General features: G+C 62.2%; 23 protein-coding genes. 16 read left to right on the top strand and 7 right to left on the bottom strand.

Annotated elements, in window-relative coordinates; translation table 11 throughout:
- Positions 1-13 precede the first annotated feature (13 nt).
- Both C8264_RS21420 and C8264_RS21415 read right to left on the bottom strand, forming a co-directional pair.
- Entirely contained in the window at positions 14-301 is a 288-nt protein-coding gene (locus C8264_RS21420; RefSeq protein WP_108463017.1) for a DUF1150 family protein, read from the bottom strand.
- Positions 302-316: 15 nt separating this feature from the next.
- Positions 317-736, bottom strand: a complete 420-nt coding sequence (locus tag C8264_RS21415) for an Hsp20 family protein (protein ID WP_108463016.1) — start codon at positions 734-736, stop codon at positions 317-319.
- A gap of 117 nt (positions 737-853) precedes the next feature.
- Here C8264_RS21415 and C8264_RS21410 point away from each other — a divergent pair, with 117 nt between their 5' ends.
- The 8 genes from C8264_RS21410 (at position 854) to C8264_RS21375 (ending at position 9,287) form a co-directional block, all read left to right on the top strand.
- On the top strand, positions 854-1,699 hold the full coding sequence (locus C8264_RS21410; RefSeq protein ID WP_108463015.1) for a glycosyltransferase family 2 protein: 846 nt from the start codon (positions 854-856) through the stop codon (positions 1,697-1,699).
- 168 nt (positions 1,700-1,867) lie between these two features.
- Positions 1,868-2,068, top strand: a complete 201-nt coding sequence (gene rpmI, locus C8264_RS21405) for a 50S ribosomal protein L35 (protein WP_035099236.1) — start codon at positions 1,868-1,870, stop codon at positions 2,066-2,068.
- A gap of 20 nt (positions 2,069-2,088) precedes the next feature.
- On the top strand, positions 2,089-2,490 hold the full coding sequence (rplT, locus tag C8264_RS21400) for a 50S ribosomal protein L20 (RefSeq protein WP_108463014.1): 402 nt from the start codon (positions 2,089-2,091) through the stop codon (positions 2,488-2,490).
- A 198-nt stretch (positions 2,491-2,688) separates the two neighbouring features.
- On the top strand, positions 2,689-3,819 hold the full coding sequence (gene pheS, locus C8264_RS21395) for a phenylalanine--tRNA ligase subunit alpha (protein WP_108463013.1): 1,131 nt from the start codon (positions 2,689-2,691) through the stop codon (positions 3,817-3,819).
- Positions 3,820-4,000: 181 nt separating this feature from the next.
- A complete protein-coding gene (locus C8264_RS22860; protein ID WP_108463012.1) occupies positions 4,001-5,041 on the top strand; it encodes an ASCH domain-containing protein in 1,041 nt (346 codons plus the stop codon).
- A gap of 12 nt (positions 5,042-5,053) precedes the next feature.
- On the top strand, positions 5,054-7,474 hold the full coding sequence (gene pheT / locus C8264_RS21385; protein WP_108463011.1) for a phenylalanine--tRNA ligase subunit beta: 2,421 nt from the start codon (positions 5,054-5,056) through the stop codon (positions 7,472-7,474).
- A gap of 82 nt (positions 7,475-7,556) precedes the next feature.
- Positions 7,557-8,750, top strand: a complete 1,194-nt coding sequence (locus C8264_RS21380) for a class I SAM-dependent RNA methyltransferase (RefSeq protein WP_108463010.1) — start codon at positions 7,557-7,559, stop codon at positions 8,748-8,750.
- Between the two features lie 102 nt (positions 8,751-8,852).
- Positions 8,853-9,287, top strand: a complete 435-nt coding sequence (locus C8264_RS21375; RefSeq protein WP_108463009.1) for a hypothetical protein — start codon at positions 8,853-8,855, stop codon at positions 9,285-9,287.
- Positions 9,288-9,498: 211 nt separating this feature from the next.
- Here the strand turns inward: C8264_RS21375 and C8264_RS21370 are convergent, their stop codons facing one another.
- The 3 genes from C8264_RS21370 to C8264_RS21360 all read right to left on the bottom strand — a co-directional run bounded on the left by C8264_RS21370 (position 9,499) and on the right by C8264_RS21360 (position 12,797).
- Positions 9,499-10,326, bottom strand: a complete 828-nt coding sequence (locus tag C8264_RS21370) for a sugar phosphate isomerase/epimerase family protein (RefSeq protein WP_108463008.1) — start codon at positions 10,324-10,326, stop codon at positions 9,499-9,501.
- Positions 10,323-11,492, bottom strand: a complete 1,170-nt coding sequence (locus tag C8264_RS21365; RefSeq protein WP_108463007.1) for a dihydrodipicolinate synthase family protein — start codon at positions 11,490-11,492, stop codon at positions 10,323-10,325. Before C8264_RS21365 ends, C8264_RS21370 begins: the two co-directional genes overlap by 4 nt.
- 153 nt (positions 11,493-11,645) lie before the next feature.
- Positions 11,646-12,797, bottom strand: a complete 1,152-nt coding sequence (locus C8264_RS21360) for a Gfo/Idh/MocA family protein (RefSeq protein WP_108463006.1) — start codon at positions 12,795-12,797, stop codon at positions 11,646-11,648.
- A gap of 184 nt (positions 12,798-12,981) precedes the next feature.
- On the opposite strand from C8264_RS21360, the gene C8264_RS21355 reads away from it, so the two are divergent.
- The gene (locus C8264_RS21355) at positions 12,982-13,641 is read left to right on the top strand and encodes a TetR/AcrR family transcriptional regulator (protein ID WP_108463005.1); all 660 of its coding nucleotides are present in this window, start codon (positions 12,982-12,984) and stop codon (positions 13,639-13,641) included.
- A gap of 4 nt (positions 13,642-13,645) precedes the next feature.
- Here the strand turns inward: C8264_RS21355 and C8264_RS21350 are convergent, their stop codons facing one another.
- On the bottom strand, positions 13,646-14,569 hold the full coding sequence (locus C8264_RS21350; protein WP_108463004.1) for a LysR family transcriptional regulator: 924 nt from the start codon (positions 14,567-14,569) through the stop codon (positions 13,646-13,648).
- 448 nt (positions 14,570-15,017) lie between these two features.
- Here C8264_RS21350 and C8264_RS21345 point away from each other — a divergent pair, with 448 nt between their 5' ends.
- From C8264_RS21345 to C8264_RS21320, 6 genes are all read left to right on the top strand, one after another.
- Positions 15,018-16,307 (top strand): ABC transporter substrate-binding protein, encoded by a 1,290-nt coding sequence (locus C8264_RS21345; protein ID WP_108463003.1) that lies wholly within the window; start codon positions 15,018-15,020, stop codon positions 16,305-16,307.
- A 3-nt stretch (positions 16,308-16,310) separates the two neighbouring features.
- Positions 16,311-17,258, top strand: a complete 948-nt coding sequence (locus C8264_RS21340; protein ID WP_108463002.1) for a carbohydrate ABC transporter permease — start codon at positions 16,311-16,313, stop codon at positions 17,256-17,258.
- A 106-nt stretch (positions 17,259-17,364) separates the two neighbouring features.
- Complete coding sequence (locus tag C8264_RS21335; protein ID WP_245893432.1) at positions 17,365-18,138, top strand: carbohydrate ABC transporter permease; 774 nt, start codon at positions 17,365-17,367, stop codon at positions 18,136-18,138.
- A 4-nt stretch (positions 18,139-18,142) separates the two neighbouring features.
- On the top strand, positions 18,143-19,162 hold the full coding sequence (locus C8264_RS21330; protein ID WP_108463000.1) for a Gfo/Idh/MocA family protein: 1,020 nt from the start codon (positions 18,143-18,145) through the stop codon (positions 19,160-19,162).
- Positions 19,159-20,244, top strand: a complete 1,086-nt coding sequence (locus C8264_RS21325; protein ID WP_108462999.1) for a Gfo/Idh/MocA family protein — start codon at positions 19,159-19,161, stop codon at positions 20,242-20,244. Before C8264_RS21330 ends, C8264_RS21325 begins: the two co-directional genes overlap by 4 nt.
- A gap of 12 nt (positions 20,245-20,256) precedes the next feature.
- Positions 20,257-21,315 (top strand): ABC transporter ATP-binding protein, encoded by a 1,059-nt coding sequence (locus C8264_RS21320; protein ID WP_108462998.1) that lies wholly within the window; start codon positions 20,257-20,259, stop codon positions 21,313-21,315.
- Positions 21,316-21,321: 6 nt separating this feature from the next.
- Here the strand turns inward: C8264_RS21320 and C8264_RS21315 are convergent, their stop codons facing one another.
- Entirely contained in the window at positions 21,322-21,588 is a 267-nt protein-coding gene (locus tag C8264_RS21315; RefSeq protein WP_108462997.1) for a DUF2188 domain-containing protein, read from the bottom strand.
- A gap of 126 nt (positions 21,589-21,714) precedes the next feature.
- Between C8264_RS21315 and C8264_RS21310 the strand changes: the two genes are divergently transcribed.
- Positions 21,715-22,836, top strand: a complete 1,122-nt coding sequence (locus C8264_RS21310; RefSeq protein ID WP_205245758.1) for an NAD(P)-binding domain-containing protein — start codon at positions 21,715-21,717, stop codon at positions 22,834-22,836.
- Positions 22,837-23,051 lie beyond the last annotated feature (215 nt).

Below are 23,051 nucleotides of genomic sequence, written 5' to 3'. Positions count from 1 at the left end.
TGGTCCTTTGCCCCTAGTGCAGGGTCGCCAAGCCCAGATTCTTGTCACCCAGCCAGTCCACCACCGCATCTTCGGTGTCGGTCACCAGCAATGGGGTGCCATCGGCTGACATCAGCAATTGATATTCCGTCTCGGCCTCGAACTCGGCTTCCGTGATCATGGAGCTGAGCACCGCGCCGCTTACCGGGCGGACATAGGCCACTGCATCGCCGCCAAGGGCGGCAAACTGCGCCCGTGTCAGGGACTTGAGAGGATTGTGGTACGCGTGGCCAGCGGCCTCGTTGCTATTTTTCTCATACATTTGTCGGCCCTTTCCTCAAACTGAGCGAATTTCGATACGGCGGGCGATCTTTGGCGCGTTGGGGCGCTCTATAGCAACAACGAGCAACCCATGCCCTAAAGTTGCATCCTTAACGATCATCCCCTCAGCAAGAAGAAATGAACGCTGGAATTGCCGCGCCGCTATCCCACGATGCAGGAACTCGCGTCCGGGCTCATCCTTCTGCTTGCCGCGCACCAGGATCTGGCCATCTTCGGCCAGAACTTCGAGTTCGCTGGGCTCAAATCCGGCAACCGCTATCGAAATCAGGAACCGTTCGGTTCCGTCCTCGGTAATGCTGCGCTCGATATTGTAGGGCGGATAGCCATCGGCCGACTTTGCAAGGCGGTCGGCACGTTCCTCAAGGCCTTCAAAGCCGAGGAGAAAGGGGGCAGAAAACACTGAGATACGCGACATGCAATCCGTCCTTGAAAATCAAGCAACGTTATGGCGTCCGACCCTTAAAGAGTGGCATCGTCCGCCTGAACCGAGATATGGGGCAGGCAGGAAGCCTGTTCAAGACCAGAGTGTTTCATGAGCCAGACTGTCGCAATCATCACCCCCGCCTGGAATGCGCAAGCGACGATTGCCGAAACCGTCCGCAGCGTCATCGCGCAGACCCATGCCGATTGGGAGCTGTGGCTCGTCGCCGATGATAACGCAGACTATGAACAGTTCCTGGCCCAGGCCGGCATCAGCGATAGCCGCATCCGCTACCTTTCGAGCGGCGGCACCGGGCGCGGCGCCTCCAATACGCGCAATGTAGCGCTCGACGCCATCACCGCGCCCTATGCCGGCATCCTCGATGCAGATGATCGCCTCAAGCCCCAGAAGCTCGAAAAGGCCGTGGCAGCGCTCCAGACCCACGCCATCGTCACCACGGCGCTGGACGTCATGACCGACCGCTTCGGGCATCTCCGCTTCGTAGGCACCGGACCCGACCGTGAGATGAGCCCCGGCCAACATAAATGGGTCAGCCTATCCATGGATTCCATGCTGGTTTGGGATCGCCGCCGCGCCGACGGCCGCTACGACGCGACCATGAGCAACATGACGGACCTTGAATTCCTGCTCCAGCTCTATCGCACCGCTCCCCGCTCATTCCATCTTGGCACTCCGCTGCATGACTATATCAAGCGCGAAAGCTCCATGAGCAACGGCAAGGACGTCGCCGCAGGAATGATCGCTTCCAAGACCACCATCAGGCAGCGGCTGCTCGATGGCTATTACGGCCTGCCGAACGAGGATGTGGACGGGCTGGTAGGCTTTCTCGACATCTCGCTTGCGGCCGAAGCTCGATATGGCGCCGCCCTGGCCGCTCGGCCGGGCCTGCTGTTCGAGGATCATCTGCAACCCATGCTTGCCGCCGGTCGCTCCTGACCGGATTGTCCCCAGAACTGCGGATCACCAGTGCCAGCCTCTTGCCATAACCCCGCTTTCCCCCTATAGAGCCGACTTCTCCGGACCGCCCGGCCAAAAGGCATGCCGTGGCGGTCTTTGAATGCGATGGGCCCAAATCCATCCGAACACATCTAAAGGACCCGCAAAATGCCCAAGATGAAGACGAAGTCTGGCGCCAAAAAGCGCTTCAGCTTCACAGCGACCGGTCGTGTCAAGGCAGGCGTCGCCGGCAAGCGCCACCGCCTGATCAACCACAACGCCAAGTACATCCGCACCAACCGCGGCACCAAGATCCTGTCCAAGGGCGACGAGGGTCTGGTCAAGTGGTACATGCCGTACAACCGCTAACGCTGAAGGGAAGCTGACACATGTCACGCGTTAAAAGAGGCGTTACCAATCACGCCCGTCATAAGAAGGTTTTGAAGGCTGCGGAGGGCTATTATGGCCGCCGCAAGTCGACGATCCGTATCGCCAAGCAGGCCGTCGAAAAGGCCGGCCAGTACGCTTACCGCGATCGTCGCGTCAAGAAGCGCAATTTCCGCGCCCTCTGGATCCAGCGTATCAACGCTGCCGTCCGTGATTACGGGCTGACCTACGGCCGATTTATCGACGGCCTCAGCAAGGCTGAGATCGCTGTCGACCGCAAGGTGCTGAGCGATCTCGCGATCACCCAGCCCGAAGCATTCGGTGCGCTGGTCGCCAAGGCCAAGGCTGCGCTCGCGTATCTGGAAGGTGTCGACGACACCACCCACAAGCGCGTCACCGCCTAACTCTCCCAGCCCTGCTGAGGTCAAATTGACGCCTTGCGCCGCCCTTTAGGGGCTGGCGCGGGGCGTTTTGTTTTGGTCTATAGCGCTGAGTTTCCTGAGACCTCATGGTGAGCTTGTCGAACCACGAGGTCGGTCACACCGATCCTGCCACGCCCTCGTCCCTCGACAGGCTCAGGATGAGGTCTACTGAGGTTTTCGATGTCGCTCGAACAACAAATCTCGACCCTCCGCACCGAACTCTCGGCCGCCATTGCCGCTGCCAGCGACGACGCTGCCCTAGATACGGTAAGGGTCGCAGCCCTGGGCAAGAAAGGCAGTGTTTCGGCGCTGCTGGCTTCACTCGGCTCCATGGCGCCCGAAGAGCGCAAGAGCGCCGGCCCGGCCATCAACGGCCTCAAGGGCGAGATCGCCGGCTTGATCGAAGCCAAGAGCACGGCTCTCAAATCTGCCGCGCTCGACGCACGCCTCAAGGACGAGACCGTCGACATCACTCTGCCCCTGCCAACGGCTCCCACCGCCAAGGGCCGCATCCACCCCATCTCCCAGACCATCGACGAGATCACCGCGATCTTCTCGGACATGGGCTTCTCGATCGCCGAAGGGCCCGATATCGAGACCGACTATTACAACTTCACCGCGCTGAACTTCCCCGAGGGTCACCCCGCGCGCGAAATGCACGACACCTTCTTCATGAAGCCCGGCCCGGACGGGGTAAAGAAGGTGCTGCGCACGCACACTTCCCCGGTGCAGATGCGCGTGATGCAGCGCACCAACGAGAAGCCTGCTGCCGGCTACATCACCCCGCCCATGGACCCGCCCATTCGCGTGGTCATGCCCGGCCGCACCTATCGCAACGATAGTGACCAGACCCACACGCCGATGTTCCACCAGGTCGAAGGTCTGGTCATTGATAAATCCAGCCATATCGGCCAGCTGCGCTGGGTGCTCGAGGAATTCCTCAAGGCCTATTTCGAGGTGCCCAACGTCACCCTGCGCTTCCGCCCCAGCTTCTTCCCGTTCACTGAGCCATCCATGGAAGTGGACGTGCAGTGCGACCGCTCCGGCTCGGAAGTGAAGATCGGCGAAGGCAGCGACTGGCTCGAAATCCTGGGCTGCGGCATGGTCCACCCCAACGTCATCCGCAACGCGGGCCTCGATCCCGACGTCTACCAGGGCTTCGCCTGGGGCATCGGCATCGACCGCATCGCCATGCTCAAATACGGCATGCCTGACCTGCGCGCCTTCTTCGACGCCGATCAACGCTGGATCGACCACTACGGCTTCCGCCCCCTCGACCTGCCGACCCTGTTCGGCGGCCTGAGCAGCTAAGATGCTTTGCGCTCACCTCAAACCGGCCTCTCAGTCGACACCCTCCCCCTCGCGGGGAGGGATCGAGGGTGGGGGTCGATTGGCCCGGATATGGGGGCTCCCGGCGTTGCTACCCTCTCCCCTGAGGGGGCGAGGGGCGACCGCTTCCCGCCTTCGGCAGGCCCGGCAGGAACGACCGTAAATGACCCTCCCGCCCCACTACGCCAGCGCAATCGCCTTCAGCTTCGGCGACACGCCAGAGCTGAACGATGAACTGCTCGCGCTCGTGCTCGCCGGCAAGAAGACCGCAACCTGCGGGGCATTGCGCGACTACGGTCCCGGCAAGGAAGCCATGCCGGTGGTCGGTCGCCGCGACGTCGTCCTCAACAGCAAGGGCGAACCCGCCTGCGTGGTGGAGACGCTGTCGCTTGAAACCAAACGCTTCGATGATATCGAAGCCAGCTTCACCGACCGCGAAGGCGAGGGTGACTATGCTGCCTGGCGCGCCGGTCACGAGGCCTTTTTCGCCCGCAACGGCGGTTTCTCGCCCGACATGATGATCGTCTGCGAAACCTTCCGCCTTGCGGAAGTGCTGCCTGCCGGCCGCGCGGTCTACAATCAGGTCGCTTCGCCCATCTTCATCGTCACCGACATCGAGTCGGACGGCCCAACCCCGCTGCACAATTCCATGCTGAGCTTTGCCTCGGTCGCCATCGAAGCCGATGGCACGCCCCATGGCGAGTTCGAGGCACAGCTGACCCAGCGCCCCGATCGCACCACCAACGACACCACCATGGCCTGGTGGCAGACCCAGCCCGAAGCCTGGGCGGCGACCACCGCCAATGCCGAGGACCCGGCCGTCGTGATGCCGCGCTTTGCCGATTGGGTGGAAGCGCTCCCCGGCCCAAAGGTCTTCGTCGCCGCGCCGATGATTTTCGATGGGCTGTGGATGGACCACTACCTTGACGAATATGCCGGCACGCGCGCCCTTTCCGGTCCCTTCAAGGGCCGCCAGATTTTTCGGGGCGGTGGCATCTGCCTTTACACCATGGCCGGGACCCTGCGCGGCGCGCCCTATCTCGATTGGGGCATGAGCAAGCTGCCGGCCGAGTTCTACGGCCACATTGCTCACACACACAAAGCAATCGATGACGCGCGTGGCTTTGCCAACGTGCTGGTCGAACTGTTCAAGATTTCTCGCCGCCTGCCGCCCATCACCGGCAGTGCCAGCGACTTCCGATAAGGTGCAAGAAACATGAAATTCACCCTCGATTGGCTCAGGGATCACCTCGACACCGACGCATCGGTTGACGAGATCGGCAAGACGCTGACCATGATCGGGCTCGAGCTGGAAGGCGTCGAGAACCAGGGAAAGGCTCTGGAAAAGTTCGTCGTCGCCCAGGTCGTGCACGCCGAGGCGCACCCGAATTCCGACCACCTCAATATCTGCAAGGTCGATGCCGGCACCGGCGATTTGATCGACGTGGTGTGCGGCGCCCCGAACGTCACGACCGGCATGAAGTCTGTCTTCGCTTTCCCCGGCACCTATATTCCGGGCAAGGATTTCGAGCTGAAGGGCGGCGTCGTCATTCGCGGCGCGCCCTCCAACGGCATGCTCTGCTCGGCCGCAGAGCTTGAACTCAGCAACGACCACGACGGCATCATCACCCTGCCGGACGACGCTCCCATTGGCGCCAGATATGTCGACTATGCCGGCATCAATGGCGTGGTCTTCGATATTTCCATCACGCCAAACCGCGGCGACGCCACCGGCGTCTATGGCATAGCGCGCGATCTCGCCGCCTATGGCCTGGGCACGCTCAAGACCACCGAAATGTCCCCGGTGCCCTCCGCCGGCCCAAGCCCCATCGCGCCACTGCCGCATCAGTTTGCCGCCGATGAGCCAAAAGCTATCCGCAAGTTCGCCGGCCGCTACATCAAGGGCATCAAGAACGGCCCATCCCCCGATTGGCTGCAACAGCGCCTGCGCGCCGTGGGCCTGCGCCCCATCAACACAATCGTCGACATCACCAACCTGGTCTCGCTCGGCTGGGGCCGTCCGCTGCACGCCTACGACGCCGACAAGCTCAATGGCCAGCCGGTGCTGCGCAATGCTCGCAACGAGCCGTTCGATGCGCTCGATAATAAGATCTACACCCTCGACGAAACCATGACGGTGATCGCCGACGACACCGGCCCTCTTTGCCTCGGCGGCGTCATGGGCGGCATTCGCTCCGGTGTCACCGAACAAACCACCAACGTCTTCATGGAATGCGCCAGCTGGGACCCCGAGCTGATCGCCCGCACCGGCCGCAAGACCGGCATCGTCTCGGACGCCCGCTACCGCCTCGAACGCAATGTCGATCCCGCGCTGACTGAGCCGGGCCTCGAACTCGCCACCCGCCTCGTCCTCGAACTCTGCGGCGGCGAGCCGATGACGCCCGCCGTCTCCGGCGACGACGTTTTCCCCAACACCTCCGTCCAATTCCCCCTCTCCGAGGTCAAGCGCCTCACCGGCCTCGATGTCGAGCCGATGATCGTTTCCGCGATCCTGAGCCGCCTCGGCTTTGAGATCACCGGCAAGGGCGAAATCCTCACCGTCAAGGTTCCGTCCTGGCGCCCCGACGTCACCCAGAAGGCCGACCTGGTCGAAGAAGTGATGCGCATGGTGGGCGTGGACAATGTTCCAGTGGAACCGCTGCCGCGTCTCAACCACGTCGCGCCACGCATCCTCACCACCATCCAGAACCGCCGCCGCATCGCCCGCCGCGCCCTCGCCGCGCGGGGCCTGGATGAAGCGGTCACCTGGTCGTTCATCTCCCATGATGAAGCCGCCCGCTTCGGCGGCGGTGACGAAGCGCTCCAGCTCGCCAACGCTATCGCCTCCGACATGACCGACATGCGTCCGTCCCTGCTGCCGGGCCTGCTCGCCGCCGTCCGCCGCAACGGCAATCGCGGCCGCGACGACCTCGCCCTGTTCGAAGTCGGCCAGGTCTTCCTCAGCGCCGACCCCGACGGCCAGCACACCTACGCCACCGGCATCCGCACCGGCACGGCAAAGCTCGCCAGCAGCGGTCGCCACTGGTCCGGCAAGGCGGAGCCCGTCGGCGTCTTCGACGCCAAGGCAGATCTCGCCGCGCTCCTCGATGCGCTGGGCTATGATATCGACAAGGTCCAGCTTTTTGCCGATCCGGCACCATGGAGCCACCCCGGCCGCGGCGGTCGCATCGCCCAGGGCCCGAAGACCCTGGGTTGGTTCGGCGAACTGCATCCCGCCTGGGCCGCAGAGCTCGATATCGATGGCCCCGTATCCGCTTTTGAACTCGATCTCGACGCCTTGCCCGAGCCACGCAAGAAGGCCACCAAGACCAAACCGGCGCTTGATCTGTCGGCCCTCATGCCCCTCACCCGCGACTTCGCCTTCGTGGTCGACAAGGCCGTAACCGCCGGCGCCATCCTCAAGGCTGCTCGCGGCGCCGACAAGAATTTGATCAGGGATGTCAACGTCTTCGACGTTTTCGAAGGCACCCACGTCGGCGAAGGCAAGAAATCCATCGCTATCGAAGTGACCCTGCAGCCCCGCGACAAGACGCTGACCGACGAAGACATCGAAAAAGTCTCCGGCGCCATCGTTGCCGCCGTCACCAAGACCAGCGGCGGCGTCCTGCGCACATGATGTTGCCCCCGCCGCCGCCCCCTAAAGGGTGACGGCGGGCCACAAACCCGCTAGTGAACGCACCAGCAAGCTCCGGACGTTCATGACCATCACCACCATATCCAGCCTCGGCCACAAGGGCGAAGGCGTCGCCGAGATTGACGGCCGCAAGGTTTTCGTGCCCCTCGCGCTGACCGGCGAACGCATTGAAATCACCGCGGAAGGCGATCGCGGCACCCTGCTCGATATCATCGATCCAGCCCCCAATCGGATCGAACCGTTCTGCCCGCATTTCGGCGCCTGCGGCGGCTGCCAGCTGCAACATATGGATCGCCCCAGCTACGAGGCGTTCAAGACCAGCCTCATCGAAACCCCGCTCCGTTTTGCCGGCATCGATGCCAAAGTCTCCCGCTTCATCGACGCCGCGGGGGACGGCCGCCGCCGCGCCACCCTGCACGCCCGCAAGGAAGGCGCCGGCTATATGCGCCTGCGCAGCCATCAGGTGCATGACATCAACGCCTGCCCCATTCTCGTGCCGGCCCTGGCCCGCGCGCCCGAGATTGCGCGGGCAGTCATGCAGGCCCTGGGAGAGGCCGATGTCAGCTTCACCGCAACCCTCACCGGCCTCGACGTCGCCGTGCGCACGGAGAAAAAGCAGGCCCGCGCCGACCGCATCATGCCGCTGGTCAACCGCTTCAAGCTGGCCCGCCTCGCGCTCAATGGCGAACTGGTGCTGCAAGCCCAGCCCGCCCTCATCGCCATGGGCCGCGCCCAGGTCGAGCTGCCGATCAGCAGTTTCCTGCAAGCCACCGAAACAGCCGAAAACGTCCTTGCCGACTACGTGCTCAATGCCGTCGGCAAGGCAAAAACCGTCGCCGACCTGTTCTGCGGCATCGGTCCCTTCGCCCTGCGCCTGGCCGAACAGCGCCCGGTCTTTGCCGTCGACAACGACAAGGCGGCCATCACAGCGCTCGACAAGGCACGCCGCTTCGCCAAAGGTTTGCGCGAGGTCACCGCCAAGCCACGCGACCTGTTCCGCGATCCTCTGACCCAGTTCGAATTGCCTTTCGATGCCGTCGTTCTCGATCCACCCCGGGCCGGCGCCGAGGCGCAGGTGCGCGAGATCGGCAAGTCCAAGGTCAGGTTGGTGGTCATGGTGGCCTGCGACGCCCGCACCTTTGCGCGCGATGCGGCTTTACTGATCGGCTCCGGGTTCAGCATGAGTGATCTTGTGGCGGTGGATCAGTTTACCCAATCGACACATATCGAAATCGCTGCCACTTTCCGGCGCCAATAAGCATTTATGCAAGGCAACCGCCGGAGAAACGGCGCGTTACGTATTCCATCAACCAACAAGAACGACTGCGTGGGGCGGGCGTTGTTGTACATGGAGAATCCCATGCAATCATGGAAATATGCTTTGAGCCTCGGTCTGCTGTCGGCCGCCCTTGCCGTGCCAAGCTTTGCCCAGGAGGCCGAAACGGCTCCTGCTGCCGAGGCGTCCGCCATCGCTGAAGCAGCGTCCCCCGAAGGCAGCTTCGTCGATGAATACGGCACATCGTTCACCTTCTCGCTCTGTGGCGAGAGCGGGACCGATCTTTGCGGCGTGCTGACCAATCTTGAGGGCGAGTCGGCCACCGAAGAGAACCTGGCTTTTGTCGGCAAGCAGGTGATGCAGGCGCCCCAGACCGCTCCCAATGAATGGAAGGGCTCGCTTACCGCCGGCGGAATCAGCGCGGACGCGACCGTTACCCAGACGGGTCCGGATACGATTGATATCCAGGGTTGCCGCGCAGCAATCCTCTGCCAGACTCTGACCTATACCCGCATGTAGCACGACAATGGAAAGGCCCCCGGACTGCGGTTCGGGGGCCTTTTTGCGTCTGCTAAAGTTTACCACACAGGCCCGGATTACTCCGTAGACCTCGTCCTGAGCCTGTCGAAGGACGAGGTCGTGGCACCCCGGCCTCCACTCGCTCGACCTCGTGGTTCGACAAGCTCACCATGAGGTCTGCCGGGCTTGGCTTATCTGGGATTCACCCCGTCTAACAAACCGTAGCAACGCGCTCCTTGATCACCGCGAGCACTTCATCCCCAGGCCGCTTCCACCAATTATCCTGGCTGAAAATTTCCACTTCCTGCGGCCCGAAATAGCCAGCATCCTCGATCATCTTGCGAATGCCGGGCAGGTCGATCACCCCATCGCCCATCATCCCGCGATCCAGCAGCATGTCCTTGGTCGGCACCAGCCAGTCGCAGATGTGATGAGCGAAGATGCGCTTCATCCGGCCGGCGCGGGCAATGGCGCGGGGCAAATAGGGGTCCCACCAGACATGGTAGACGTCGATTGCGACGCCGACAGTTTCGCCCAGGCCCTCGCAAATATCGAGAGCCTGATCGATGGTGTTTACGCAGGCCCGATCCGCCGCATACATCGGGTGCAGCGGCTCGATGGCAATTTTGACGCCTGATGCCTGGGCATGGGGCAGCATGGCCGCGATGCCATCGCTGACCATCTGCCGGGCGCCCGCTAAGTCCTTGGACGAGCCCGGCAATCCACCCACGACGAGCACCAGGCAATCGGCGTTCAGCGCCGCCGCTTCGTCGATAGCGCGCAGATTATCATCGATATTGGCCTGCCGCCCGGCAGCAGTTTCGGCCGGAAACATGCCGCCGCGACACACCCCGGTTACCTGTATCTTGTTGTCGCGAACGATGCGGGCGGCTTCATCGAGCCCAATGGCGGCAATCTGATCGCGCCAGGGCGAAATGGCGGTAATGCCGGCTTTGAGGCAACCATCCACGGCCTCTGCAAAGCCCCAGATCTGCCGGGTCGTGGCGAGGTTCAGCGAGATCGTTTGGGTGCCGGTCATGCTAGCACTCCGTTAACGTTGAGAACCGCATTCATGCGCTTCACGGCCAGTTCCGGATCAGCGAGTACGCGCGCCTTGTCGGCGAGGCGGAACAGTTCGGCCAAATGCTGCACCGAGCGGGTCGATTGCTGCCCGCCGACCATGGCGAAGTGGTCCTGCAGCCCATTGAGATAGGCAAGGAACACCACCCCCGTTTTGTAGAACCGCGTCGGCGCCGCAAAGATATGGCGGCTGAGCGGCACGGTGGGTTCGAGCAGGTCGAAGAACTCATTGGTGTTGCCCCGGCCCAGGGCCGCCATGCCTGCCGACGCTGCCGGCGCGATGGCGTCGAAAATGCCGAGCAGGGCGTGGGAATAGCCCTGGTCATCGCCAGCGATCAGTTCGGCATAGTTGAAGTCGTCGCCGGTATACATCTTGACCGATGCCGGCAGGCGGCGGCGCATGGCGATCTCTTTTTCCGCTGACAGCAGCGAGATCTTGATGCCGTCGACCTTGTCAGCGTTGGCAGCGATCACATCGAGACAGACATCCATCGCCACGTCGTGGTCAATGTTGCCCCAATAGCCCTGCAGCGCCGGATCGAACATTTCGCCCAGCCAGTGCATGATGACCGGCTGCTGTACCTGGCCGAGGATATGGCCATAAACCCGGGCATAATCGTCCGGCGACCTGGCGGCAGCGGCAAGGGCGCGGCTCGCCATCAGGATGACCCTGCCGCCCTGGGCCTCGACGAACCCCACCTGTTCTTCATAGGCGGCGATGATCTGGTCGATGCTCACGTCCGGACCGGGCGCCAGGTGATCGGTGCCGGCGCCATAGGCGATCAGCGAATCGTCGCGTGTCCGCGCTTCCACCTGCGAGCGGCGGATGAGTTCCTGCGCATCGGTCCAGGTCAGCCCCATGCCACGTTGCGCGGTATCCATGGCCTCGGCAACGCCAAGCCCCAGATCCCATAGGCGATGGCGGAACTGCAGTGTGGTGTCCCAGTCGATTGCCGGCGTCAGCCATGGGTCATTGCTGGCCAGCGGATCAGCGACGACATGGGCGGCCGCATAGGCGATGCGGGAAAAATCGGTCGCCTTGTGACGCACGAACGGAATGGGCTCGCCCGTCAGTTGATAGGGCGTAATGGAACGGTCGGGATTGGGCAGGTTGATGCTGGTCATGTTGACTTCCTCAAAGCCTCAACAAACTCGATGTCACCCCGGCGAAGGCCGGGGTCCATCCTGAGATCGATCAACGCACACAGAGTGCGCAGGCATCTCAGGATGGATTCCGGCCTGAGCCGGAATGACATGGTGGATGGGGTCGCAGGCGCCTTAAAACGCCAGCTTCGGCACATCCAGCCAGCGGCGTTCGGCCCAGCTCTGCAGGCCCAGTTCTGCCAGTTGCACGCCCTTGGCGCCCGCTTCCAGCCCATATTCCCACGGCGCATCTTCGGCGACATGGCGCAGGAACATTTCCCACTGCGCCTTGAAGCCGTTCTGCGCCGGCCAGTTGTCCGGCACTTCTTCCCAATCGGCAAAGAAGTTCATGGTTTGCGGCTGGTCTGGGTTCCACACCGGCTTTGGCGTGTTGACGCGATGCTGGGTCCAGCATTTGTGGAGGCCCGCAACGGCCGAACCGTGCGTACCATCGACATGGAAGGTCACGAGGTCATCGCGACGCACACGGGTAGTCCAGCTTGAATTGATCTGCGCCACGACCCCGCCCTCGAGCTGGAAGGTCGCATAGGCGGCGTCATCGGTATCGGCCTTGAAGCGCTGGCCCTTCTCGTCGACGCGTTCCGGAATATGGGTCGCGCCGAGGCACGACACGGCCTGTACTTCGCCGAACAGATTGTCGAGCACATAGCGCCAGTGGCAGAGCATATCGAGAATGATGCCGCCGCCATCGGCCTTGCGGTAGTTCCAGGAAGGACGCTGCGCCGGCTGCCAATCGCCCTCGAACACCCAATAGCCGAACTCGCCGCGCACCGAGAGGATCTGGCCGAAGAAGCCTGAGTCCCGCAGCATCTTGAGCTTGAGCAGGCCGGGCAGGAACAGCTTGTCCTGCACCACGCCATGCTTGAGCCCCGACGCGCGCGCGGTCTTGGCAAGGTTCAGCGCCACTTCCAGGGAATCCGAAGTCGGCTTTTCGCAATACACGTGCTTGCCGGCGGCGAGTGCCTTCTCCAGTAGCGAGGCCCGCATCAGCGTGGTGCCGGCATCGAAGAACACACTGTCTTCCGGATTGGCGAGTGCCGCATCCAGGTCCGCACTCCAGCGTGCAATATTGTGCTTCTTGGCCAACCGCTCGATCTTGTCGGCGTCACGCCCCACGATGATGGGATCAACCACCAGCCGGTCGCCATTGCTCAGCGCGATGCCGCCCTGGTCCCGGATGGCCAGAATGGAACGCACCAGATGCTGGTTGTAGCCCATGCGTCCGGTTACCCCGTGCATGATGAGCCCGAGCCGTTTGTCGGCCATGAAATCCTCCCTCGCTGAATTCGTGTGTAACTGATTAGTTACTTAGCTATCCTGAGCTTGGCTTGGTCGTCAAGCCGGCACGTTCCGAATTCGGCTTTCGTGCCAGCCTGCTTTACCCCGGCGGCCGGCGCTGCTATTTCACCCACGACGTGCGGGTAACCATCGGGTTCGCATGTGAGGGAATATGGACCAACTCGCCGACCAGCCAGCCGCGCCCAAGCGGGCCCGCAATTCGGAACGCACCAAGGCGGCGATCCTGGTCGCCGGCCGCGCCGAATTTGCCGAACGCGGTTTCGAGGGCGCGCGCGTTGACGCCATTGCGGCGCTGGCCGGGGCCAACAAGCGGTTGCTCTACCATTACTTCGGCAACAAGGAAGATCTCTACCGCGCCGTCCTGCTCGACGCCTACCAGGAGATTCGCCGTGGGGAACGGGCGCTGTCGCTCGATCAATATGGCCCCGTCGAGGCAATGGACCGGCTCGTCCGGTTCACCTTCCGCCATTTTCTGGCCAATCCGTGGTTTCCGCGCCTGCTCGGCACCGAAAACATCGAGAACGCCCGGTTCCTCAAAACACTGCCCGACATCCAGGCGCTGCATTCCCCACTGGTCGGGCAAATCACCACCATCGTCGAGCGCGGTGCCGATGCCGGCAGCTTCCGCCGCGACGTGGACCCGGTGCAGCTTTACATTTCCATCGCCGCACTGGGCTTCTTCTACGTGTCCAACATGGCAACGCTCTCGGTGATTTTCGCGCGCGACCTGTCGGGCGTCGCCATGCTGCAGGAGCGTGAAGCGCAGGCCGTGCAGATGGTCCTCGACTACCTCCGCACCAAGCCCAGCTAAGCGCCTAGTCGAGTGGCGGCAGGACTGTCTCCGCCTTGGCCCTGATTGCGCCGATCAGCTCGACGGTCCGGACGTCGTCGGCGCGTTCCTGCAGCACATAGATGCCGATCGTGCTCTGCTGGGTCGGTTCGGTTACCGCGATGCGTTTGAGCCCGCGGCGGTCGAATTCCTCTTCCATGACTTCGGTATGACCAATCACTGCGTCGCTAAGTTCGACATAGTCGAGGCATGCTGCAAGCGAATTGGAAGCAAAAGCGTATTTTCCGCGATCAAAAGGCGCGCTTGCTGCCGTGGTGCGGCTCCAGGTTTCGAAAAAGCGCTGATGCCGGCTTTCGGGCAGGGAGGAGGTAACCGCCGGAAAGGCTTCAATCTCGCTGATCGATCGCGGGCGGCTGAGCAGGGGGTGTCCAGGCCGCGCGAAATACCCTTGCCCCACCCGGCCCAAAGGCACGAACCGCGCCCCCGTGCTGCGGTTCAGCCCCTCGATCTCATGGGCAATAAACAAGGAAATATCGCCACTTAGCAACTGGTCCATACACCGCAACTGGTTGCCGAGGCTGACATGGATCCGCGCCTTTCCATACTTCTGGGCATATTCCAGAACCATGTCGCGCAGGAACAGCGTCCACCAGGAATACCCCGTGCCGATCCGCAAACCCTGCTCTGTACGCCCCCGCTGGTCGGCCAGCGCGCTCAGCGTATTGTCATAAAGCCGGCGCATCAGCCGGCCGTTCTGATACAGCGTCTCACCATACTCGGTGAGCTCAACCCCCCGCGACGTACGCACCAGCAGCGGCACGCCCAGATTTTCCTCCAGCTTGCGCATGTTGAAGGTCAAAGTCGGCTGCGTGACGAACAGCGCAGTGGCGGCGCCGGTGATACTGCCGGCCTCGGCGACAGCCAGAAATTGACTGAGTAGCTTGTCCATTCATCCTCCAGACATAGACTGGATCTATATCAGCGGTGACATTTCGTATTGTTCTTTTGAGCAAGACTGCGCCAATCTTCTGTGAACAAGACCAGATGCCGATCAACGGCACCGGAGTAATTGCGCTGCACAGGCAGCGGTGGCGTGAAAACGAAAACGATAGCAAGAGGTTAGAAAAAACGGCGGCAGTGCCTCACAGCTTTTTCGGCGCGCTTCGTCTTCCATACAAGTTCGTTGCGCAGCTTTAAACCAGTGTGCTATCCGTAACCGACCGGTTATTTGCGTGACGTGCCAAGATTGCAGCCGGCGGAAAGCACCGACCTCTGCACTTGACAACCTGATTCAAGTGCGGCTGCAATGTAACTAGTTGGTGACTTAGCGGTGAGGAGACCGCAGTTACGAGGGTTTGGCGCAAGGCCGGACAACTGAGTTTAAGGGAGGATAATCCATGACTATTCGTACCGACCGTCGCAAGTTCCTGATGGGCAGCAGTGCGCTGGCCGCTGCCGGCGCCTTTGGCGTGATGCCGAGCTGGGCCCAGGCGCAGAGCCTGCGCCTGATCTTCTGGGGCGGGCAGGGCCGTGCCGACCGTACCTACGGCGTCACCGATCTCTACAAGGAAGCCAGCGACACCGATGTTGCAGGCGAGTTCCTGGCCTGGAATGACTACTGGGCCAAGCTGGCCACGCAGACGGCGGGCGGCAATGCGCCTGACGTGATCCAGATGGATTACCGCTTTATCGTCGAATACGCCCAGCGCGGCGCCATCGCTCCGCTCGATGAATATGTCGGCTCGGCTCTCAAGCTGGACGATTTCGATGCCGACCAGCTCGAAGGCGGCAAGGTCGACGGCAAGCTCTACGGCATCTCGCTTGGCGCCAACTCGGTGGCGACCCTGATCAATACCGGCGCCTTCGAGGAAGCCGGCATCGAGCCCCCGACCAATGCCTGGACCTATGACGACCTGTTCGAGATCGGCGAAGCCTTCAACTCAGCCAACATCCGCGGCGGCATGAAGGCCATCTCCGACTCTTCCTACAACGAGCCGTCACTCGACAACTGGCTGCGCCAGCGCGGCAAGGCACTTTACACGGCCGAAGGTCAGCTCGGCTTCGACGAGACCGATGCCGTCGAATGGTACCAGCTCTGGGCCAAGCTGCGCGAAGCCGGCGTTTGCGTCGCTCCCGACGATCAGGCCCTCGATACCGGCCCGCTCGAAACCACCATGCTGGTAACCGGCCGGGCGGCACTGATGCCCTCCAACTCCAATCAGTTGGTCGGCTACCAGGCACTCGTTCAGGATAAGCTGGACATGTGCGGCTATCCACGGATCGCCGAAGGCCAGGGCGGCGGACACTACCGCAAACCGTCCATGTTCTTCTCGGTTGCCGGTTCTTCGGCCAGCAAGGAGGGCGCGGCCGAATTCCTCAATTTCTTCGTCAACGATATCGAAGCAGGCAAGATCCTGGGTGTCGAACGCGGCATTCCGTGCGCCGCCGCAGTACGCGACGCGGTGGCACCCACGTTGGATGAAGCCAACCAGATCGCGCTGAACTTCGTGGCCAATCTGGGCGACCTGCTCGGCGACTTGCCGCCGCCTCCGCCAGCCGCTGCTGGCGAAGTCGACCTCTCGCTGATCCGTACGCTGGGCCAGGAAGTCGGCTTCGGCGCCAAGACGCCCGAACAGGCTGGTGCCGAACTCGTCACCGGCGCCACCGATATCCTGAACCGGGCCTAAACCATGACCGCGCGCTCTCTTGAATCGGGCGCTCCCCTCGGGGAGCGCGCGGCCACCTCATCGCTCTGGACCCGGATCTGGCAAAACGATGCGCCTGGCTATCTCTTCCTGCTGCCATGGTTCATCGGCTTTTTCGGCCTGACGATCGGGCCGATCATTACCTCGTTCTATCTCAGCTTCACCGATTTCGACCTGCTGACGTCACCCGAATGGGTCGGCGCCAACAATTACATCCGCATGTTCACCAACGACCCCAAGTTCTGGGCGTCCATGCGCGTGACCATGATGTTCGTCATCTTCTCGGTGCCGCTCAAACTCGCATTCGCGCTGGGCGTGGCCATGCTGCTCAATCGCGGCATGCGCGGCCTGCCGCTCTACCGGGCATTGTTCTACCTGCCGAGCCTGCTCGGCGCCTCGGTCGCCATCGCAATATTGTGGCGGCAGATTTTTGCCCGCGACGGATTGGTCAACGATTTCCTGTCCATTTTCGGCATCGTGGGCCCAAGCTGGATTTCCACGCCGCAATATTCGCTATGGACCATCATTATCCTGGCGGTCTGGCAGTTCGGCTCGCCGATGATCATCTTCCTCGCCGGCCTGCGGCAAATCCCGCAAGACATGTATGAGGCGGCAAGCCTGGATGGTGCGAGCAGATGGCGTCAGTTCATCAAGATCACGCTGCCATTGCTGACGCCGGTGGTGTTCTTCAACGCCATCATCCAGACCATCGAGGCGTTCAAGAGCTTTACCCCGGCCTTCATTATCTCGGGCGGAACGGGCAATCCGATCAACTCGACCCTGTTCTATACGCTCTACCTTTATCAGGAGGCCTTTGGCTTCTTCCGCATGGGTTATGCCTCGGCCCTGGCCTGGGTGCTGCTGGCCCTGGTGGGGATGTTCACCGCCTTCTCCTTCCTTACCTCGAAATACTGGGTGCACTACGATGAGTGATGTCCCAAACAGGCTGACCGTGGTCGGCGAGCGCCAACTGACGCCGACCCAGCGCAAGCTGCTCTCGGTGCTGACACATACACTGCTGCTCGCCGTCTCGGTGTTCATGCTCTATCCCCTGCTATGGATGCTGGCAGCCTCGTTCCGGCCGGAAAACGAGATCTTCTCCTCGGCTTCGATATGGCCGAGCGAGTGGAGCGTGGACGCCTATGTTCGGGGCTGGAACGGGTTGCGCACCAGCTTCAGCGTGTTCTTCACCAACAGCTTCATCATCTCGGGGCTGTCGGTGCTGGGCAATGTGCTGGCCTGCTCGATGGCGGCATTCGCCTTTGCCCGGCTGAACTTCAAGTTCAAGAACTTCTGGTTCGCCATGATGCTGATGACGCTCATGCTGCCCTACCAGGTGACGCTGATCCCGCAATATGTGCTGTTCCGCCAACTGGGATGGGTCAACACCTTCCTGCCCCTGGTGGTGCCGAAGTTCCTTGCGGCCGATGGCTTCTTCATCTTCCTGCTGGTCCAGTTCTTCCGCGGCCTGCCCAAGGAACTCGACGAGGCCGCGCAAATGGATGGCTGCTCGCCCTGGCGCATCTATTGGAAGATCGTCATGCCGCTCTCCATGCCGGTGCTGGCGACCGTGGCCATCTTCACTTTCATCTGGACCTGGGACGATTTCTTCGGACCCCTGATCTATCTCAGCGAAATGAAGACCTACACCGTCATGCTGGGCCTGCGCACCTTTACCGACTCTACCGGGGAAAGCGACTATGGCGGGCTGTTCGCGATGAGTGTTCTGAGCCTGGTGCCGATCTTCCTCTTCTTCCTCTTCTTCCAGCGCCTGCTCATCGAGGGCATCGCTACTACCGGAATGAAACGCTAGACCTATGACCGATCTAAAATTTGCCGCCATCGGCATCAACCACAGCCACATCTATGGTCAGGTGGAGTGCCTCAAGCGCGCGGGTGCCCAGTTTGTCGCCTTCCACGCCGTCGAGGATGATCTGGCCGAGGCATTCGGCCAGAAGTTTCCGGAAGCCCGGCGCGTCGCCGACGCCAGGGAAATTCTGGAAGACCAGTCCATCGCCATCATCACCACGGCTGCCATTCCGGCGGACCGTGCGGCGATCTCTATCGCTGCCATGCAGCACGGCAAGGATGTGCTTTCCGACAAGCCCGGCATGACCACCTTTGCCCAGCTCGAGGAAATCAAGCGCGTCCAGAAGGAAACCGGACGCATCTATGGCGTGCTCTATTCCGAGCACTTTGAAGTGCGCGCGACGGTGGAAGCCGGCAACCTCATTGCGCAGGGCGCCATCGGCAAGGTCATCAATACCGTGGGCCTTGGTCCCCACGCTATTCGCAACAACCAGCGCCCCGAGTGGTTCTTCACCCGCGAGCGCTATGGCGGCATCCTGTGCGATATCGCCAGCCACCAGTTCGAGCAGTTCCTGTTCTTCTCCGATGCCATGGATGCCGAAATCGTCTCGGCCAGCGTTGCCAATCGCGGCAATCCGGACAAGCCGGGCCTGCAGGACGTCGGCGACACGCACCTCAAGACACCCGGCACCACGGGTTATATCCGGGTCGACTGGTTCACGCCGGATGGCCTGCCCACCTGGGGCGATGGACGTCTTACGATCCTGGGCACCGAAGGCTATATCGAGCTGCGCAAATATATCGATATCGCCGGCAAGCCCGGCGAAAACCACCTGTTCATCGTCAACAAGGAAGGTCCGCGCCATATCGACTGCTCCAATGTCGAGCTGCCCTTCGGTCAGCAGTTCCTCGATGACGTCCGCAACCGGACGGAAACGGCAATGCCGCAGGAGCGGTGCTTCAACGCAATGAAACTGGCCCTGACGGCGCAGCAAATGGCAGAACGCGGCACGGAGTGGGCGCAATGAGCAAGATCTTCAACGTCGCCATCATCGGTGTCGGCATCGGCCGCAGCCATATCGTCGAGGGCTATGCCCCCAATTCCGACAAGTACAAGGTGCTGGCGCTGTGCGACCTCAATGTCGAGCGCATGACCCCGATTGCGGACGAGTTCAACGTCGAGCGCCGGCTGACCGATTTCGATGAAGTCCTCAGGATGGACGACATCGACATCATCGACATCTGCACTCCGCCGGGACTGCACTATCCCATGGTCATGGCCGCGCTGAAGGCCGGCAAGCACGTGATCTGCGAAAAGCCCTTGGTCGGCTCGTTGCAGCAGGTCGACGACGTGATCGCCCAGGAGAAAATCTCCAGGGGCAAGTTGATGCCGGTGTTCCAGTATCGTTTTGGCGATGGCATCGAGCAGGCCAAGGCCATCATCGATGCGGGTATTGCGGGCAAGCCTTTCGTTGGTACCGTCGAAACCATGTGGCGTCGCGGACCCGATTACTATGCGGTGCCCTGGCGCGGCAAATGGGCGACTGAGTTGGGCGGCGTGCTGATGACGCACGCCATCCACCAGCATGACCTGTTCACTTATCTGATGGGCGATGTGACGCGATTGTTCGGCCGCGTGGCCACCCGCGTCAACGAAATCGAGGTCGAGGATTGCGTAACCGCCAGCCTCGAACTCGCCAATGGCGCACTTGGCAGCTTTACGGCAACGCTGGGCGCCGCCAGTGAAATCACCCGCCTGTTCCTGACCTTCGAGAACGTGACTTTCGAGAGCGACTACGAACCCTATAATCCGGGCAACAAGCCGTGGCGCATCCAGCCGCGTAGTCCGGAAACGGCCGAGAAGATCGACGCGCTGCTCAAGGACTGGAAGCATGTCCCGTCGCGCTTCCAGACCCAGATGGCGCGCTTCCACGATGCCCTGATGGGCACGGCACCCCTGCCGGTGACCTCAGCCGATTCCCGCCGCGCGCTGGAAATCGTGACCGCATTCTACCATTCCTCGACCACGCACGAAGACGTGGCGCTGCCCATCCCCGCCGACCACCCGCGTTACCAGAGCTGGGTTCCACCCCACTTCCGCGCGGCCTGAGGAGACGAATTCATGGCGACACCTATCGAGCTGCGCAAGATCGTCAAAGCCTATGGCGATGTGGAGGTCATCCACGGCATCGACCTGAACATCGATCCCGGTGACTTCACCGTGTTCGTCGGCCCCTCGGGCTGCGGGAAGTCGACGCTGCTGCGCATGATCGCCGGCCTTGAACCGATCAGCGGTGGTGACCTGCTGATCGATGGGCAGCGCATGAACGAAGTGCCGGCGGCGCGGCGTGGCATCGCCATGGTGTTCCAGTCCTATGCGCTCTATCCGCATATGAACGTCTATCAAAACCTGGCCTTTGGTCTCGAAACAGCCAAGGCGCCCAAGGAGGAGATCAAGCAGCGTGTGCAACGCGCTGCCGAAATCCTGCAGATCGTGCCCCTGCTGCAGCGCAAGCCCAAGCAGCTTTCAGGCGGCCAGCGGCAGCGCGTCGCCATCGGCCGCGCCATCGTGCGCGAGCCCAAGATCTTCCTGTTCGATGAGCCGCTCTCCAACCTCGATGCGGAACTGCGCGTACAGATGCGCGTCGAAATCGCCAAGCTGCACAATGATCTGGGAAACACCATGATCTACGTGACGCACGATCAGGTGGAGGCCATGACTATGGCTGACAAGATCGTGGTGCTGCGCCTGGGCGTGATCGAACAGGCCGGCGCGCCGCTCGAACTCTACAACAGCCCCCGCAACCTGTTTGTCGCCGGCTTCATCGGCTCGCCCAAGATGAACTTCCTGACGGCAGCCGCAGAGGCGGGCGGCCTTCGTGTCGCTGGCGGCAATTTGACCTTGCCGCGCAATGTGGCGGGCGCAGTGACGCTGGGCGTCCGTCCCGAGCACATCACCATCGCCGATGGCAGCGGCACCAAGCTCGCCGATGTTCGAGTTGACCTCACGGAAAGCTTGGGCGGGCAAACCGTGGTCTATGCCACCACTGCCGACGGCCAGGCGCTGACGATCGTCCTGGAAGGGCAGCGCCAGTTCGAGCTCGGCTCCACGGTTTCGGCCTATATCGATCCTGCGCGCGTGCATCTGTTCGATGCCGAGGGTAACGCCATTGCGGCCTGACGAGGCCTACCTGGCCTCGTCATCCTCTTCCAGGTCATCTTCGACATCGGTGTCAGGCCGGTCGCCGCCATCGGCCTGCTCCTCGTGCCACTTGCCCTGGCTATCCTGATACTGGATGGCTTCGCTCTCACCTGCTACCCGCTGGCGCTCCGCCGCAGCAGCGGCGGCCTGGTGTGCCGCCTCGTGGGTCGGAAATGTTTCCGAAAAGACATCCCCAACCTTGTAGGCAAAACCACCGTCGTGTTCGACGATCTCATACGTCACATGCGCCATGTCAAACTCCTGTGTGAGCTAAAACCCGGCAACCCCCGGGAAGTTGCGCCGCCCTCCGATAATCCCTCGCGCCTTGCGAGCTGCTTGTGCCGCACCTAGATTGAGGCCGGATCAGGAGTTCACGGCATGACCGCGCCAATGCAACCGACGCGAGTTGCCGTAAAATTCGAAATGGTGGTGATTGGCGCCGGCCAGGCGGGGCTCAGTGCCGCCTACCATCTCAAGCAATTGGGCAAGGTCCCCGGCCAGGACTTCCTGGTTCTCGACCGCGCACCCGCGTCGGGCGGTGCCTGGCAATATCGCTGGCCCTCGCTGACGCTCTCCACCGTCAATCGCGTACACGATCTGCCCGGCATGAGTTTCGCTGACATAGCGGGCGGGGACGACACTGTCCGCGCCTCGGTCGCGGTTCCGCATTATTTCGCCGCCTATGAGGAGCATTTCGGCCTCAACGTGTTGCGCCCTGCAACGGTCAAGGTCGTGTGCGACCGGGGCGGGCGCCTGCGCGTCGAAACCGACCGCGGCCTGTTCTCCGTCCGGGGCATCATCAACGCCACGGGCACCTGGGAGAAGCCGTATATCCCCGCCTATCCCGGTGCAGAGACGTTCAAAGGCCCGCAACTGCACACCAGTGACTACCAGACTGCCGCGCAGTTTGCCGGTCAGCACGTGCTGATCGTCGGCGGCGGTATTTCGGCCGTGCAGCTATTGGACGAGATCTCGCACGTCACCCGCACCACTTGGGTGACCCGCAGCCCGCCGCGGTTCCGCGATGGCCCGTTCGATCAGGAAGCCGGCCGCGCCGCCGTCGCCATGGTCGAGGACCGGGTGCGCCAGGGCCTGCCGCCCAATTCGGTCGTGTCGGTAACCGGCTTGCCGGTGACGCCTGCCATCGCCGCCATGCGCGAGCGGGGTGTCCTGCAAAGGCAGGACATGTTCGAGGCCATCACGCCAACGGGCGTGCGCTGGGCCGATGGGCGGCAACTTGATGCCGATGTGATCCTCTGGTGCACCGGATTTCGCAGCGCGCTCGATCATCTGGCGCCGCTGCAACTGCGGGAGCCTTCAGGCGGCATCACCATGACCGGTCGGCTGGCCACGCAGGTGGCGCGCGATCCGCGCATCCACCTGGTGGGCTATGGCCCTTCGGCATCCACCATTGGCGCCAACCGCGCCGGCAGTGCCGCCGCGCGGGAAGTGGTTGGGTTTTTAGCGGCTAATCATGACCGACCGCGCGCGAACCCATAAGCTCCGGCGACTCCCTTCCCCTTGAAGGAGGACTGTTTGTTCGGACTGTGCGTAGAGGGTTCTTGTCAACCACGTCGTCATTCCCGCGAAAGCGGGAAGGTGGACTCACGTTTGAAGTGCAACACGGTTAGAGAAACTGGAGAAGACCTCATTTGGGGTTTGGAAGTCGAGACATTTTCGCGGGGTGTTGTTGTAGAGGGCGACAATGGTTTGCA

The organism is Devosia naphthalenivorans (assembly GCF_003056355.1).
In the GTDB taxonomy this organism is placed as follows: Bacteria; Pseudomonadota; Alphaproteobacteria; order Rhizobiales; family Devosiaceae; genus Devosia; species Devosia naphthalenivorans.
Note: the sequence above shows the minus strand (reverse complement) of the source record. Positions and strands in the feature narration are given on the sequence as shown.

Bases quoted from the DNA above. Each gene is read 5' to 3' on its own strand.
- C8264_RS21420 (WP_108463017.1), bottom strand. From the start codon at position 301: ATGTATGAGAAAAATAGCAACGAGGCCGCTGGCCACGCGTACCACAAT.
- C8264_RS21415 (WP_108463016.1), bottom strand. From the start codon at position 736: ATGTCGCGTATCTCAGTGTTTTCTGCCCCCTTTCTCCTCGGCTTTGAA.
- C8264_RS21410 (WP_108463015.1), top strand. From the start codon at position 854: ATGAGCCAGACTGTCGCAATCATCACCCCCGCCTGGAATGCGCAAGCG.
- rpmI (WP_035099236.1), top strand. From the start codon at position 1,868: ATGCCCAAGATGAAGACGAAGTCTGGCGCCAAAAAGCGCTTCAGCTTC.
- rplT (WP_108463014.1), top strand. From the start codon at position 2,089: ATGTCACGCGTTAAAAGAGGCGTTACCAATCACGCCCGTCATAAGAAG.
- pheS (WP_108463013.1), top strand. From the start codon at position 2,689: ATGTCGCTCGAACAACAAATCTCGACCCTCCGCACCGAACTCTCGGCC.
- C8264_RS22860 (WP_108463012.1), top strand. From the start codon at position 4,001: ATGACCCTCCCGCCCCACTACGCCAGCGCAATCGCCTTCAGCTTCGGC.
- pheT (WP_108463011.1), top strand. From the start codon at position 5,054: ATGAAATTCACCCTCGATTGGCTCAGGGATCACCTCGACACCGACGCA.
- C8264_RS21380 (WP_108463010.1), top strand. From the start codon at position 7,557: ATGACCATCACCACCATATCCAGCCTCGGCCACAAGGGCGAAGGCGTC.
- C8264_RS21375 (WP_108463009.1), top strand. From the start codon at position 8,853: ATGCAATCATGGAAATATGCTTTGAGCCTCGGTCTGCTGTCGGCCGCC.
- C8264_RS21370 (WP_108463008.1), bottom strand. From the start codon at position 10,326: ATGACCGGCACCCAAACGATCTCGCTGAACCTCGCCACGACCCGGCAG.
- C8264_RS21365 (WP_108463007.1), bottom strand. From the start codon at position 11,492: ATGACCAGCATCAACCTGCCCAATCCCGACCGTTCCATTACGCCCTAT.
- C8264_RS21360 (WP_108463006.1), bottom strand. From the start codon at position 12,797: ATGGCCGACAAACGGCTCGGGCTCATCATGCACGGGGTAACCGGACGC.
- C8264_RS21355 (WP_108463005.1), top strand. From the start codon at position 12,982: ATGGACCAACTCGCCGACCAGCCAGCCGCGCCCAAGCGGGCCCGCAAT.
- C8264_RS21350 (WP_108463004.1), bottom strand. From the start codon at position 14,569: ATGGACAAGCTACTCAGTCAATTTCTGGCTGTCGCCGAGGCCGGCAGT.
- C8264_RS21345 (WP_108463003.1), top strand. From the start codon at position 15,018: ATGACTATTCGTACCGACCGTCGCAAGTTCCTGATGGGCAGCAGTGCG.
- C8264_RS21340 (WP_108463002.1), top strand. From the start codon at position 16,311: ATGACCGCGCGCTCTCTTGAATCGGGCGCTCCCCTCGGGGAGCGCGCG.
- C8264_RS21335 (WP_245893432.1), top strand. From the start codon at position 17,365: ATGCTCTATCCCCTGCTATGGATGCTGGCAGCCTCGTTCCGGCCGGAA.
- C8264_RS21330 (WP_108463000.1), top strand. From the start codon at position 18,143: ATGACCGATCTAAAATTTGCCGCCATCGGCATCAACCACAGCCACATC.
- C8264_RS21325 (WP_108462999.1), top strand. From the start codon at position 19,159: ATGAGCAAGATCTTCAACGTCGCCATCATCGGTGTCGGCATCGGCCGC.
- C8264_RS21320 (WP_108462998.1), top strand. From the start codon at position 20,257: ATGGCGACACCTATCGAGCTGCGCAAGATCGTCAAAGCCTATGGCGAT.
- C8264_RS21315 (WP_108462997.1), bottom strand. From the start codon at position 21,588: ATGGCGCATGTGACGTATGAGATCGTCGAACACGACGGTGGTTTTGCC.
- C8264_RS21310 (WP_205245758.1), top strand. From the start codon at position 21,715: ATGACCGCGCCAATGCAACCGACGCGAGTTGCCGTAAAATTCGAAATG.